Source organism: Streptomyces sp. AC550_RSS872 (assembly GCF_019049285.1).
Taxonomy (GTDB): domain Bacteria; phylum Actinomycetota; class Actinomycetes; order Streptomycetales; family Streptomycetaceae; genus Streptomyces.
In genome coordinates, this window is record NZ_JAGMUL010000083.1 from 65,085 (window position 1) to 78,584 (window position 13,500).

Genomic DNA, 13,500 nt, shown 5'->3' on the forward strand with positions numbered 1-13,500 from the left:
GCCCACAGTCCGCCGCTATGCACGACACACGATGGCGGACGATGGTTGTGCGCGTACCCCCGCCTCAGCGACCCAGGCGTCCGCGCACCATGCCGACCAGTGAGTTCAGCTCCTCGATCCGCATCCGGCGCGCGGCGACGAAGAAGATCCCGAGCAGTACGGCTCCGCCGGCCAGCAGGGCGGCGAAGGAGCCGAGAACGCCCTGCCCCAGGCTCTGGGCGATGCCGTAGCAGGCCGCACCGCTCAGCAGCGCCGCGGGCACCGAGGCGATGCAGAGTCTGGCGTACGTCCGCATCACGCGGGCCCCGTCGAGGTCGCCGCCGAGCTTCTTGCGCAGGCGGCTCCAGGCCACGCCGACACCGATCGCGTAGGCCAGTCCGTACGAGGCGGCCATGCCGACGACGGCCCAGCGGGCCGGGATGACGAAGTAGCAGACGGCGGAGGCGGCGGCGTTGACGGCCGCCACGATGACCGTGTTGTAGAAGGGGGTCCGGGTGTCCTCGTAGGCGTAGAAGGCGCGCAGGACCACGTACTGCACGGAGTACGGGATCAGGCCGAGACCGAAGGCCATCAGCATGAAGCCCATGTTCGTGGCCTCGCTCGTGCCCGAGGTGCCGAACATCAGGGTGCACATCGGGATGCCGAGGGCCAGGAATCCGAAGGCGATGGGGACGATCGCGACCGCCGTCGTCCGCAGTCCCTGGGAGATGTCGTCCCGGACGGCGCCGCTGTCGCCCTCGGCCGCCGAGCGCGATAGCCGCGGCAGCAGGGCGGCCATCAGCGAGACGGTGATGATGGCCTGGGGCAGACCCCAGATCAGCTGGGCGTTGGCGTAGGCGGCGAAGCCGGTTCCGTCGACGTCGGAGTCGACCCCGGCGGCGGTGGACAGCTGGGTGACCACGAGGGCACCCGCCTGGTTGGCGAGGACGAACAGGATCGTCCACTTCGCGAGCATCGCCGCCTTGCCGAGACCGTGGCCCTTCCAGTCGAAGCGCAGCCGCAGCCGGAAACCCGTCTCACGCAGGTACGGGATCATCGCCAGGGACTGGACGACCAGGCCGAGCAGAACACCGATGCCGAGGAGCCGCTGGCCCTCCGGCGGGATGTTCGTGACGGCCATGCCGGAGCGCTCCGCGGTGCCGTACACCCAGAGGAACATTCCGAGCGTCACGATGATGACGATGTTGTTCAGGACCGGGGTCCACATCATCGCGCCGAACTTGCCGCGGGCGTTGAGGATCTGGCCCATCACCACGTGGACGCCCATGAAGAAGATCGAGGGCAGGAAGTAGCGGGTGAAGGTGATGGCCACCTCGTTGGCGGCGGGGTCGTTGGCAACGGGGGTGGACAGGGCCTTGACCAGGAGTGGCGCGCCGACCATCGCGAGTGCGGTGAGGGCGGCGAGCGCCACCATCACCAGGGTCAGCAGACGGTTCGCGTAGGCCTCGCCACCGTCCTCGTCGTCCTTCATGGCGCGCACCAGCTGCGGCACGAAGACCGAGTTGAGACCGCCGCCGACGGTCAGGATGTAGATCATCGTCGGCAGCTGGTAGGCGACCTGGAACGAGTCGCCCAGCAGGCCGAGGCCCAGCGCCGAGACGATCATCATGGACCGGACGAACCCGGTGAGCCGGGACACCATCGTGCCCGCGGCCATCACGGCGCTCGACTTCAGCAGGCCGCCGGCCCGCCCGCTCTTCTTTGTCGCAGGCGCCGCGGCAGGAGCGGGCGCAGGCGCGGCGCTCTCGGCCGCAGCAGGCGGCGGAGCCCCCTGGTACGGGCCTGCGGTCGGCGCCGGGGACGGCCCCGGGACCGCGGGCGGCTGGTACTGCGGATGGCCGCCCTGCTGCTGGTCCCGGAAGAGGTGTGCGAAGGCGTCGTGCTCGGGGCGCTCCTCGGTGGAGTGCGTGACGAGGTCGTCGACGCCCACGTACTGGGTCGTCCGGTGATCGTCGCCGTACGGCAGGTACTGGGTCGGGCCCTCCGGCTCGGGGGCCGGGGTCTGCGCCCACACGTGCGGGTCAGGGGCGTACGGCGACTGGGGCGGCTGGGCGTACAGCGCCTGGGGCGGCTGGTACGTGCCCGGCGGGGGCGGCGGGTGGGCGGCGCGGTCGTACAGCGCTTCTGCTACCGGGTCCTGGGCGGAGAGATCCTGCGCCCGGTAGGGGTCCTGGTCGTAGGCGTCCTGGAGGTACATGTCCGCGGGATGCTGCGGCGGTACCTGGCCGTGCTCGGCCGGCGGGCCCTCGGGGTGCCCCGGGGGGACCGCGGGCTGGCCGCGGTCACCGTCGTACGGCGCGTTCATGGTTACCCCACCTCATCGTCCCGGGCCCACCGGCCACGACATCGCTCAACGGTCCACTCTCTCACCCGTGCCGGACGGGTCGACGCTTTCCGCTGCGGTGTCCGGTGCAGGGTCACTCGGCTGCTCCGGGGCGTCTGCCCGGGTACCGGTGTCCGACTCTTCCTTGCGGAGTTCCTCGGGCGAGAGACGGTCCTCCGGACCTTCCTGGTTCTCCGGGGCGCCGTCGGTCTCGCTCGTCTCCTGGGCACCGTCCTCCTCGGCCGCGCGGGCCGCCGCGCGCTTGCGCTGCGTGTACATACGGAATCCGGCGAGGACGAGCAGAAGGAAGCCGCCGCCGATGACCAGCATCACGGTGGCCGTGAACTCGGTGACCTTCACGTCGAAGGTGACGGGTGCGCCATAGGGCTGGCCGTCCTCGGTGAACAGCTGGGCGACGACCCTGGCCTGTCCGTTGGCCTGAGCCGACGTGGGGAACTTCACGGTCTGGCTGTGTCCGCCGGAGACCGCGACGGATTGTTCGGAGAAGGAATCGTCGTCGATCTCGAGGCGCCGCGGGCTCTGCGAGGTGAGCCGCAGCACCAGGTGATCGACACCCTGGACCAGGTTGTTCTGCACGGTCACGGGGATCGTGGCACTGCGGCCGGAGAGCTTGGTCTCCGACTTCTCGATCAGCGTGACCTGTCCGGCCAGCGAGTCGACGTAGGCCTCGATGCCGTTGCGGTAGTCCGCGGCCTCCGCGGAGCGGCCGCGCCACGACGTGGACATCTCGCGGTTCATGGCCCGCCCGAAGGGGGTCACCACCCGGGACTTGTTGGTGAGGATCACCTTGAACTTGTCGAGCTTGTCCTGCGTGGTGGCGACCTGCTCGAAGGCCGATCGCGGCAGTTGCTGCTTGCGCAGCGAGGAGGGGTACTTGGACGCCGCCGGCACCTGCGTGGTGGCGCCGGAGTCCGGCTTGGCCGTGGCGGCGGCCGTGAGGTCCTGGGACTGGGTCCACGTGCCGCCCTGGAGCGCCGTGACCGCCTCGGCCATCGCTCGGGCCTGGCTCGTCGTCGGCATCCGCTGCGGGGCGACGACGATGCTGCGCTGCTTGTCCGTCTGTAGGTTGAGGGCCAGGCTCAGGGCCAGGAACCGCTGGACGGCGAGCGTCGAGCTCGACGCCTTCGTCAGGTTGCCCTGGAACGCCGTCGACATCCGTGCGTCCGCGACGACCGCCGTAGTGCCCCCGCCGATGGGGCGGGCCGCGGAGGGAGTGTAGGTCAGGCCGCGGGTCTCCACGAGACTGTCGCTGCGGGCGATCACCTTGTCCGCGCCGGCGGACGTGGCGACCTTGACGATGGACGGGTCGACGGCGCCGTTCACAGGCCAGGCGAAGTCGGTGGACGGCTGCACGTGGAGGATCGAGTCGACCGTGTCCGCGGCGACGTCGGTGGCCTCCTTGAGGTGGTTCAGGGAACCGGTGACGTTGGTGCCGTTGTGCGCCAGGGAGGCCAGGTCGGGGTCGGCGAAGGGCAGGGCGACCACTTCCTTGTCCTGCACCGCGTCCTGGAGCTCGGCCAGCCACCGCGTGGCGACCGTCCGATAGGTGCCCGGCCTGGTCGTATCGCCCTCGCCCTGAACGCGGTAGCTCTCCGTCATCGCGTCCACGGAGGCCAGCAGGTCGGGGTCGATCACCCAGGTGACGTCGAGTTCCTTGCCCAGCGACACGAGCTGTTGCAGCCGGCCGCCCGGGGAGATCTCCTTGGCGAGGTCGTCGTCACGGAAGACCGGCGTCTGCGACTCGTCCGACCCCGTCTGCGCCGTCATGTGCGAGGTGGACATGAGCGGCCACAGAACGGTCGTCCGGGTCTGGGTGTCGGCCGCGTCGGGCTGCCACGGCAGGAACGTCCGCTGGATGCCGAGCACCTGGTTCCACGGCTGCGCGGCCGTCTCGCCGGACAGGGAGACGGCGAACTCGTAGACCCCGTCGGCGCCCAGATCCAGCTTGTCGACCGGTACGGAGATGCTGAAGTGCTGGGAGACGCCGGGGGTGAGCTTGGAGAACTCCTCGACGTACTTCCCGCCCACCGGGGCCCCGTCGAGGCCCTCCTGGTAGCCGGTGCGTCCGGCGACCGTGTCGATGGCCGAGCGGGTGTTCACGGGCGACCCCAGGCGCAGGTCCACCTGAGCGTCGGTGACCGCCTGCTTGCCCTCGTTGGTCACCGTGCCGGACACGGTGAGCGTGTCGCCGTCAGCGGGGACAGTGGGGGTGAGCGAGTCCACAGCGACGGCCACCGCGCCCGAGCCGGAAGCGGCCTTCAGGGAATCCCGTTCGGCGGCGTGCGAGGGGGTGGCGGCAGGCAGCTGGAGCAGGCCGGTCAGCAGAGGCGCCCCGGCGAGCAATGCTCCGGTGCGCCGCATCCACCGGCGGGCAGGTGAGGGACTCATCCCCTGGAAGTCTGCCGCCTCGGCCACGCGCTCGCCCGTCCCTCGTCGTCGTCAGTGGTCGTCGGAATGTGCGTCCACGCATGGTAACGATGCGCGCTGAGAGGAAGTGCCGCGGTCTCATCCACAAGATCGGTTCGGACCGTCGGCCCTGTCCCGTATGTACCCGTATAAAGGGGAGCGGTTTCGAACGTCGCAAGAGCAGGCCTTGTGCGCGTATCGACGGAGCTGTCCGCGCCGCCGAATGTGCACGCTTAATGGAGGCGCTCCCGGTCGCTCCGGCCACGTACCCTCTTCTGTTGTGCCGAACGCCAACGAAGACAAGCCCAGCGCCCTGAGCCAGGCGCAGCACCGAGCGGTCAGTGAACTGCTGCGGGTCGCCCCTGTCGCCGACGACCTCGCCCGCCGTTTCCAGGAGGCCGGGTTCTCACTCGCCCTGGTCGGCGGGTCGGTCCGGGACGCGCTGCTCGGCCGGCTCGGCAACGACCTGGACTTCACGACCGACGCCCGTCCCGAGGACGTGTTGAAGATCGTGCGCCCGTGGGCGGACGCCGTGTGGGAGGTCGGTATCGCTTTCGGCACGGTCGGGGCACAGAAGGACGCCCGCGTCGGAGACGCTGATCGATGCTTTCAGATCGAGGTGACCACCTACCGCTCGGAGGCGTACGACCGGACCTCGCGCAAGCCCGAGGTGTCGTACGGCGACTCGATCGAGGAGGACCTCGTCCGGCGGGACTTCACGGTGAACGCGATGGCCGTGGCGCTTCCGGCGAAGGAGTTCATCGACCCGCACGGCGGTCTGGAGGATCTCGCGGAGCGTGTCCTGCGCACGCCGGGCACCCCCGAGGAGTCCTTCTCGGACGACCCCCTGCGCATGATGCGGGCGGCGCGCTTCGCGGCACAGCTCGACTTCGAGGTGGCTCCTGAGGTTGTCACCGCCATGAAGGAGATGTCCGCTCGCCTCGAGATCGTCTCGGCGGAGCGGGTGCGGGACGAGCTGAACAAGCTGATCCTCTCCGCCCAGCCACGCAAGGGCCTGACCCTGCTGGTCGACACCGGGCTCGCGGACCATGTGCTGCCCGAGCTCCCGGCTCTGCGCCTCGAGAGCGACGAGCACCACCGTCACAAGGACGTCTACGAGCACTCGCTGATCGTCCTGGAGCAGGCGATGGCGCTGGAGGAGAACGGTCCCGACCTGACCCTCCGGCTGGCCGCGCTGCTGCATGACATCGGCAAGCCGCGCACGCGCCGCTTCGAGAAGGACGGCCGTGTCTCGTTCCACCACCACGAGGTGGTCGGCGCGAAGATGACGAAGAAGCGCATGACGGCCCTGAAGTACTCCAACGAGCTGGTGAAGGACGTTTCCCGTCTGGTCGAACTCCACCTGCGCTTCCACGGCTATGGCACGGGCGAGTGGACGGACTCGGCGGTTCGCCGCTATGTCCGTGACGCCGGCCCGCTCCTTGACCGCCTCCACAAGCTGACCCGCTCGGACTGCACTACACGGAACAAGCGCAAGGCGGCCGCACTGTCCCGTGCCTACGACGGCCTGGAGGAGCGGATCGCTCGGCTCCAGGAGCAGGAGGAACTGGACGCCATCCGCCCCGCCCTCGACGGCAACCAGATCATGGAGATCCTCGGCGTGGGGCCCGGGCCGGTCATCGGGCGGGCTTACAAGCACATGCTGGAGCTTCGGCTGGAGAACGGGCCGATGGTGCATGACGAGGCGGTGGCGGCGCTCAAGGAGTGGTGGGCCGAGCAAGGCTGAGGTCGTGAAACGGGGTCATGTTTCACGTGAAACATGACCCGAGGATGCGAGGCGGGGCGGTGTTTCACGTGAAACACCGCCCCGCCTGGCGTCTGCCCTACTTCTTGTACTCCTTCAGGCACAGCAGGAAGTCGCTGCTCTTGCTGCTCTGCGTGTACGTGTACTCGAAGTCCTTGGCCTCGCTGGCGCACTTGTTGCTGGCCGAGAGTTCGGTGCTGTAGGAGCCCTCGATCTTGGCCAGCACCACGTACTGGGCCTCCGAAGAGCCACAGTCGACGACCTCGAGGTCCGGTCGGGTCGAGCTGGTGCTGCCGCGGTGCATGCAGTCGCCGACCGCTGCCGTCTCTGCGTTGTCCCGGCTGGCTATGTAGCCCCCGATGGCCACAACCACAGCGGCCGCGATGATGACGATGTTCTTGATCTTCTTGAAGCTGAACTTGCGGCCGGACTGCGGCGGAACCGGCGCATAGGGAGCCGCCCCCTGCTGGGGGAACCCGGGCTGGCCCGGCTGCTGCGGGTAGCCGCCCTGGGACGGGTACGGTGCCTGGCCCTGCGGCTGGCCGTACGGGTTCTGGCCCTGGGCGAACGGGTTGCCCTGGGGCGGCGGAGTTGTCACTTGGGGGTCCCCCTAGAACGTGGGTGCGTGGCGCGAACTAAGCGCGGAAATAAGACGCACGTAAGTTACCGGTCCCCACTGACACCGGAGTGGCCGGGAGTGGCTCCGTGTCATTGATGTGACACAGGCTGGTGTTCAAAGCGGGCCATAGCCACAGCAACTGCCGCGTAGATAACGGCGACTGTGACCACGAGCGGCACCGAGCGTCCGTCCGGCGGCAGCATCAGGGCGGCTACGCCTGCCGCACCGACGAAGGAGACGTTGAACAGCACGTCGTACACGGAGAAGATCCGGCCACGGAAGCCGTCCTCGACCGAGGCCTGCACGATCGTGTCCGTGGCGATCTTCGCTCCCTGCGTCGTCAGGCCCAGGACGAATGCCGCCACCAGCATGGGAGTTGTGGTGAACGGAAGGCCGAGTGCGGGCACGAGGACCGCGGCGATCCCCGCACACACGGCGATCCAGAGGCCCGAGCCCAGCCGCCCCGCAGCCCAAGGAGTCGCCACCGCCGCCGCGAAGAAGCCGGCGGCAGAGATGGCCAACGCCAGCCCCAGCAGGGCGAGTCCGTCATCGGCGTTCGAGGAGAAGGCGTACCGGCAGAGCATCAGCAGCGTGACCAGCAGGGCGCCGTAGCAGAAGCGCATCAGGGTCATCGTGAACAGCGCCCAGACGGCCTCCCTCCGCGGCGGCGTGGCGAGATGGCGCACCCCCGCTGCCAGGTCGCGCGCTGTGCCGGAAATGGCTGCCGCGAGGCGTGGCTGCACCAACTCTCGGTCAGGACCCAGCAGTTCCCGGGACATGCGCAGTGACGCCAGCCCGGCGCACAGATACAGCGCGGCCCCCAGAAGCACCACGGCTGCTTCGGAGTCCCACGCCACCAGCCGTACGACGAAGGCCAGACCGGCACCCGCGGCCGCCGCGAGCGTTCCGGCGGTCGGGGACAGGGAGTTGGCGATGACGAGCCGCTCCTCGTCGACCACGCGCGGCAGCGCGGCGGACAGGCCGGACAGCACGAAGCGGTTGACGGCGGTGACGCACAGGGCCGAGACGTAGAAGAGCCAGTCCGGGACCCCGGCGATGATCAGGGCGGCCGTCGCCGAGGCGAGTGCCGTGCGCAGCAGGCTGCCGTACAGCAGAACCTGGCGGCGGCGCCAGCGGTCCAGCAGGACGCCGGAGAACGGGCCCACCAGGGAGTACGGCAGGAGCAGCACCGCCATCGCGGAGGCGATCGAGGCGGCCGAGGTCTGTTTCTCCGGGGAGAAGACGACGTACGTGGCGAGCGCGGTCTGGTAGACGCCGTCGGCGCCCTGCGAGAGCAGACGTACGACGAGCAGGCGCCGGAAGTCCCGGAAGCGCAGCAGGACCCGCAGGTCGCGTACGACGGACATGGGTCACAGCCTCACATACGGGGAGGGTCCCCAGGCGGTACAACCCGGGGACCCTCGGCAGCTCTGGCAGGAGCGTTCTGGTGCGGTGCTGAGGAGCCCTTAGCGCTCGACCTCACCCTTGATGAACTTCTCGACGTTCTCGCGGGCCTCGTCGTCGAAGTACTGGACCGGCGGAGACTTCATGAAGTAGCTGGAGGCCGACAGGATCGGGCCGCCGATGCCGCGGTCCTTGGCGATCTTCGCGGCGCGCAGGGCATCGATGATGACGCCGGCGGAGTTCGGGGAGTCCCACACCTCGAGCTTGTACTCCAGGTTCAGCGGGACGTCACCGAAGGCGCGGCCCTCGAGGCGGACGTAGGCCCACTTGCGGTCGTCGAGCCAGGCGACGTAGTCGGACGGGCCGATGTGGACGTTCTTCTCGCCGAGCTCCCGGTCCGGGATCTGGGAGGTGACGGCCTGCGTCTTGGAGATCTTCTTGGATTCCAGGCGGTCGCGCTCGAGCATGTTCTTGAAGTCCATGTTGCCGCCGACGTTCAGCTGCATCGTGCGGTCCAGGACGACGCCGCGGTCCTCGAACAGCTTCGCCATGACGCGGTGCGTGATGGTCGCGCCGACCTGGGACTTAATGTCGTCGCCGACGATCGGGACGCCCGCCTCGGTGAACTTGTCCGCCCACTCCTTCGTACCGGCGATGAAGACCGGCAGGGCGTTGACGAAGGCGACCTTGGCGTCGATCGCGCACTGGGCGTAGAACTTCGCCGCGTCCTCGGAGCCCACGGGCAGGTAGCAGACGAGGACGTCGACCTGCTTGTCCTTGAGGACCTGGACGACGTCGACCGGGGCCTCGGCGGACTCCTCGATGGTCTCGCGGTAGTACTTGCCGAGGCCGTCGAGGGTGTGGCCGCGCTGGACGGTCACACCGGTGCGCGGCACGTCGCAGATCTTGATGGTGTTGTTCTCGCTGGCGCCGATCGCGTCCGCGAGGTCGAGGCCGACCTTCTTCGCGTCGACATCGAACGCGGCGACGAACTCGACGTCACGGACGTGGTAGTCGCCGAACTGCACGTGCATCAGACCGGGGACCTTGGACGCCGGGTCGGCGTCCTTGTAGTACTCGACTCCCTGAACCAGCGACGCGGCGCAGTTGCCGACGCCGACGACGGCTACGCGAACCGAACCCATTCCGGTTGCTCCCTGTGTGTACGAGTGAGGCCCTGACTGAGCTCTCACGTGGCGGTGTCGCCGGGTGAATCCGTCCCGGGGGTACCCCCGGGACGGGGCAGATCGCCCGGCTCTCCAGATGTGGTGTCCTGCTGAGCGGACCCCCCGGAAGCGGAACCCTTCAGGTCCCGTCCGGCCCGCTCGCTCTCGATGAGCTCGTTCAGCCAGCGCACTTCGCGCTCCACGGACTCCATCCCGTGGCGCTGGAGCTCAAGCGTGTAGTCGTCGAGGCGCTCCCGAGTGCGCGCCAGGGAGGCGCGCATCTTCTCCAGCCGCTCCTCCAGCCGGCTGCGGCGGCCCTCCAGCACGCGCATGCGCACGTCCTGTGGTGTGCGTCCGAAGAAGGCAAATCGGGCAGCGAAGTGCTCGTCCTCGTACGCGTCGGGGCCGGTCTGCGAGAGCAGTTCCTCGAAGTGTTCCTTACCTTCCGCCGTCAACCGGTAGACGATCTTGGCGCGCCGCCCCGCGAGTGGTGCGGCGAGGGCGTCCTCGGCGGTGCTCCCCGGTTCCTCGATCAACCAGCCGTTGGCGACCAGCGTCTTGAGGCAGGGGTAGAGCGTGCCGTAGCTGAACGCACGGAACACGCCCAGTGACGTATTGAGTCGTTTGCGCAGCTCATAGCCGTGCATCGGGGATTCGCGGAGCAGTCCGAGTACGGCGAACTCGAGGATCCCGGAACGTCGGCTCATCCTCTCGCCTCCTCGTCATATCTCGCGCTGATGTATCGACTCGATACATCAAGACGATAGAACGGCCTTCCGGGCGCGACAAGTGGGGGAACGGTGAACGGGATCACATCAACGATTCATGTGGAGCGACTTGCCTGATTTGGGGTGAAGTTCGGGGCTAGGTGGGCTTTGACGGTGCGTAGTCTGTGCGCCATGCACAGCACCGGGAACCGAGTGACGCCTGAGGGCGTCGTCGTCCTTGGTGCAGTACGGGTGAATGCGGAACCGACCGCATCCGTACTTCGGGGGGACCGGAAAACAGCCGCCGTTGTCAGGCGCGCAGGGGTGCGCCTGCCCGAGGAGTAGTCGTTCGATGAGCGAGCACCGTCGCAAACCGCCGCAGCCGCAGGGAGGCGGACGTGCCGCGGCCCGACGCGGCCAGGCCGGCTCGTCCTCCGGCCGCCGAGCGGCACCGCGAGGCGCCACCGGATCTCCTTCCGACTCGTACGGGTCGGGTCTCAGCGGTTCGGAAGGCGAGGATCGTCCGTATGGCGGACGCGCCGAGGCACGTCGCGCCGCCCAGAGAGGCGGGGGCAGCCGCCGTAGAGCGGCCGAACCTGGTGGGGGCGGCCGCCGTGCCGCTCCCGGCGGGCCGAACGGCCCCGGGCGTGGTAGAGGGCGTGCGGCCCCTCCCGCAGGGAAGCGGTTCATCGACTACCCCCGTGCGGGCAAGTACGGCGCGGCGCGCTGGGTGCCGTCGTGGCGGCTTGTCACGGGGACGTTCCTCGCGTTCATGGGCGGTCTGGTCGCAGCCGCGGGCATCGGGTACGCCATGGTGGGCATCCCGAAGCCGCAGGACACGGCCATGGCCCAGAACAACGTCTTCTACTGGTCCAATGGCAAGCAGATGGCGTCGACCGGCGGCCAGACGAACCGCCAGCTCGTGAGCAACGCGGAGATCCCGACAGAGATGAAGGACGCGGTGGTCTCCGCCGAGAATGCGTCCTTCTACGACGACAAGGGCATCGACCCTGCCGGTATCGCGCGCGCGGTCCTCAACATGGCGAGGGGCGGCGAGACGCAGGGTGGTTCCACCATCACCCAGCAGTTCGTCAAGAACACCTACCTGAGCCAGGAGCAGACTCTCTCCCGCAAGTTCAAAGAGCTGTTCATCTCCATCAAGGTGAACCAGAAGCTGTCCAAGGACGACATCCTCGCCGGCTATCTCAACACCGCCTACTACGGTCGTAACTCCTACGGAATCCAGGCAGCCGCACAGGCGTACTTCGGCGTGGACGCCGAAAAGCTCAGCACCGAGCAATGCGCCTTCCTCGCCGCAGTGCTGAAGGGGCCGAACTTCTACAACCCCGACGGTGGCGTAGGAGCGAACGCCACGGAGAAGGCAAACACGAAGCGGGCCAAGGAACGCTGGTCGTGGATCCTGGACCGCATGGTCGAGGTCAAGCGGATGACTCCGGCGGAGCGTGCCAAGGTCGGCGACTTCCCCACGTTGAAGAAGCAGAGCTCGAACCTGTCCGGTCAGTCCGGCTATCTCATCGACATCGCCAAAGAGTACGTCGCCAAGAAGGCGGGCCTGTCCCCCGAGGACCTGGAGCAGGGCGGCTACCGGATCTACACGACGTTTGACAAGCAGAAGGTCAACGAGCTGGCGGCGGCCGTCGAGAAGACGGAGAAGAGCTTCCTCGACCCCAAGAAGCGGGAGAAGGACAAGTACGTCCAGTTCGGTGGCGCGTCGGTCGACCCCAAGACCGGAGCGATCGTCGCGCTGTACGGCGGCGCGGGCTACAACAAGGGCCACTACTCCAACAATGCCAACACGCTGGGTGTGCCGGTCGGATCGACGTGGAAGCCCATCGTGCTGGCCGCATCGATGAAGTACGGGACGTACAAGACCAACGGCAAGGCGCTCTCGCCGTTGACCAAGTACAACGGCAACGACCTCCTCGAGATCAAGGACCAGAACGGCGACCCGATCATGGGCGATAACGGAAAGCCGTTCCGTCAGAAGAACGAGGGCATCACGGCCTGGGGCGAGGTGACGCTCAAGAAGGCCATGGAGCAGTCGATCAACAGCCCGTTCGCGCAGCTGGGTATCGATGTCGGCCTGTCCAGGACCCAGGAGATGGCCAAGGACTTGGGCATCTCGGAGGCCTTCTTCGACAAGGCCAACCTCAGGAACGTGTCCTTCTCGCTCGGTACGTCGACGCCCAGCGCCATCCGTATGGCGGACGCGTACGGTGCCTTCGCCAACGACGGCAAGCACATCGAGCCTTACTCCGTCACCAAGGTGATCCACAAGGGCAAGCAGCTCGACGGGTTCGAGGAACCCGAGGAGCAGGACGCCATGGAGCCGAACGTCGCGAACAACGTGACGGACGTCCTGGAGAACGTCGTCCAGAACGGCACCGGCAAGAAGGTCGCGGACATCGGGTTCCCGGTGGCCGGCAAGACGGGTACGACCGACGAGAACAAGTCGGCGTGGTTCGTCGGCTACACCAGGGAACTGTCCACGGCCGTGACGCTGTTCCGAACGGACCCCGACAAGGGCAAGCTGCTGTCCATGAACGGCACCGGTGGCGTGCCGTCCATCCACGGTGGTGACATCCCGGCGCAGGTCTGGAAGGACTACATGGTCGAGGCCATGAAGGGAGTCACTCCTGAGGCCTTCCCCAAGGCCGAGCCCATCGGTGAAATCATCAACGACACCCCGACGCCGAGCGCGATTCCGACGCCCACGGAGACGGTCGAGGAGAGCCCGAGCCCCACGCCGACGCCCTCCGAGTCGCTGACGTCCCCGTCGCCGACACCGACCGAGACCTGCGACGAGTTCGACTGGCAGTGCAACAACGTCAACGGTGGACAGAACGGCGGTTCAGACGGGGGCACGACCTCGTCGCCGACGCCTACCGAGACGGAGACGGACAACTCCGGGGGCAATGCCAACGGCAACGGGGGCCTCTTCGGAGGACCGTCAGGCTGATTGGCACGCTGATTGACAGGTCAGCCGAGGCGTGAGGGCCGGTGGCCGGCACCCAGCAAAATGGGGTGCCGGCCACCGGCCTTTGTCGCTGCTACGCCCCTCGGAGCAC

General features: G+C 68.0%; 8 protein-coding genes. 2 read left to right on the forward strand and 6 right to left on the reverse strand.

Going from position 1 to position 13,500, the window contains the following annotated elements:
- Positions 1–64: 64 nt before the first annotated feature.
- Complete coding sequence (murJ, locus tag KUM44_RS28295) at positions 65–2,305, reverse strand: murein biosynthesis integral membrane protein MurJ (RefSeq protein WP_217212350.1); 2,241 nt, start codon at positions 2,303–2,305, stop codon at positions 65–67.
- A 45-nt stretch (positions 2,306–2,350) separates the two neighbouring features.
- The gene (locus tag KUM44_RS28300) at positions 2,351–4,759 is read right to left on the reverse strand and encodes a DUF6049 family protein (RefSeq protein ID WP_217212352.1); all 2,409 of its coding nucleotides are present in this window, start codon (positions 4,757–4,759) and stop codon (positions 2,351–2,353) included.
- A gap of 271 nt (positions 4,760–5,030) precedes the next feature.
- Between KUM44_RS28300 and KUM44_RS28305 the strand changes: the two genes are divergently transcribed.
- Entirely contained in the window at positions 5,031–6,497 is a 1,467-nt protein-coding gene (locus KUM44_RS28305) for a CCA tRNA nucleotidyltransferase (RefSeq protein ID WP_217212354.1), read from the forward strand.
- 97 nt (positions 6,498–6,594) lie between these two features.
- Here KUM44_RS28305 and KUM44_RS28310 read toward each other — a convergent pair whose 3' ends face one another.
- The 4 genes from KUM44_RS28310 to KUM44_RS28325 form a co-directional block, all read right to left on the reverse strand.
- Positions 6,595–7,113, reverse strand: a complete 519-nt coding sequence (locus KUM44_RS28310) for a hypothetical protein (RefSeq protein ID WP_217212356.1) — start codon at positions 7,111–7,113, stop codon at positions 6,595–6,597.
- 110 nt (positions 7,114–7,223) lie between these two features.
- Positions 7,224–8,501 (reverse strand): MFS transporter, encoded by a 1,278-nt coding sequence (locus tag KUM44_RS28315; protein ID WP_217212358.1) that lies wholly within the window; start codon positions 8,499–8,501, stop codon positions 7,224–7,226.
- Positions 8,502–8,600: 99 nt separating this feature from the next.
- Positions 8,601–9,683 carry an inositol-3-phosphate synthase gene (locus KUM44_RS28320; protein ID WP_217212360.1) on the reverse strand — a complete coding sequence of 361 codons (1,083 nt, stop codon included), beginning with the start codon at positions 9,681–9,683 and terminating at the stop codon, positions 8,601–8,603.
- Between the two features lie 44 nt (positions 9,684–9,727).
- Positions 9,728–10,411 carry a PadR family transcriptional regulator gene (locus KUM44_RS28325; RefSeq protein WP_217212363.1) on the reverse strand — a complete coding sequence of 228 codons (684 nt, stop codon included), beginning with the start codon at positions 10,409–10,411 and terminating at the stop codon, positions 9,728–9,730.
- Between the two features lie 352 nt (positions 10,412–10,763).
- Between KUM44_RS28325 and KUM44_RS28330 the strand changes: the two genes are divergently transcribed.
- Complete coding sequence (locus KUM44_RS28330) at positions 10,764–13,391, forward strand: transglycosylase domain-containing protein (protein ID WP_217212365.1); 2,628 nt, start codon at positions 10,764–10,766, stop codon at positions 13,389–13,391.
- Positions 13,392–13,500: the final 109 nt, after the last annotated feature.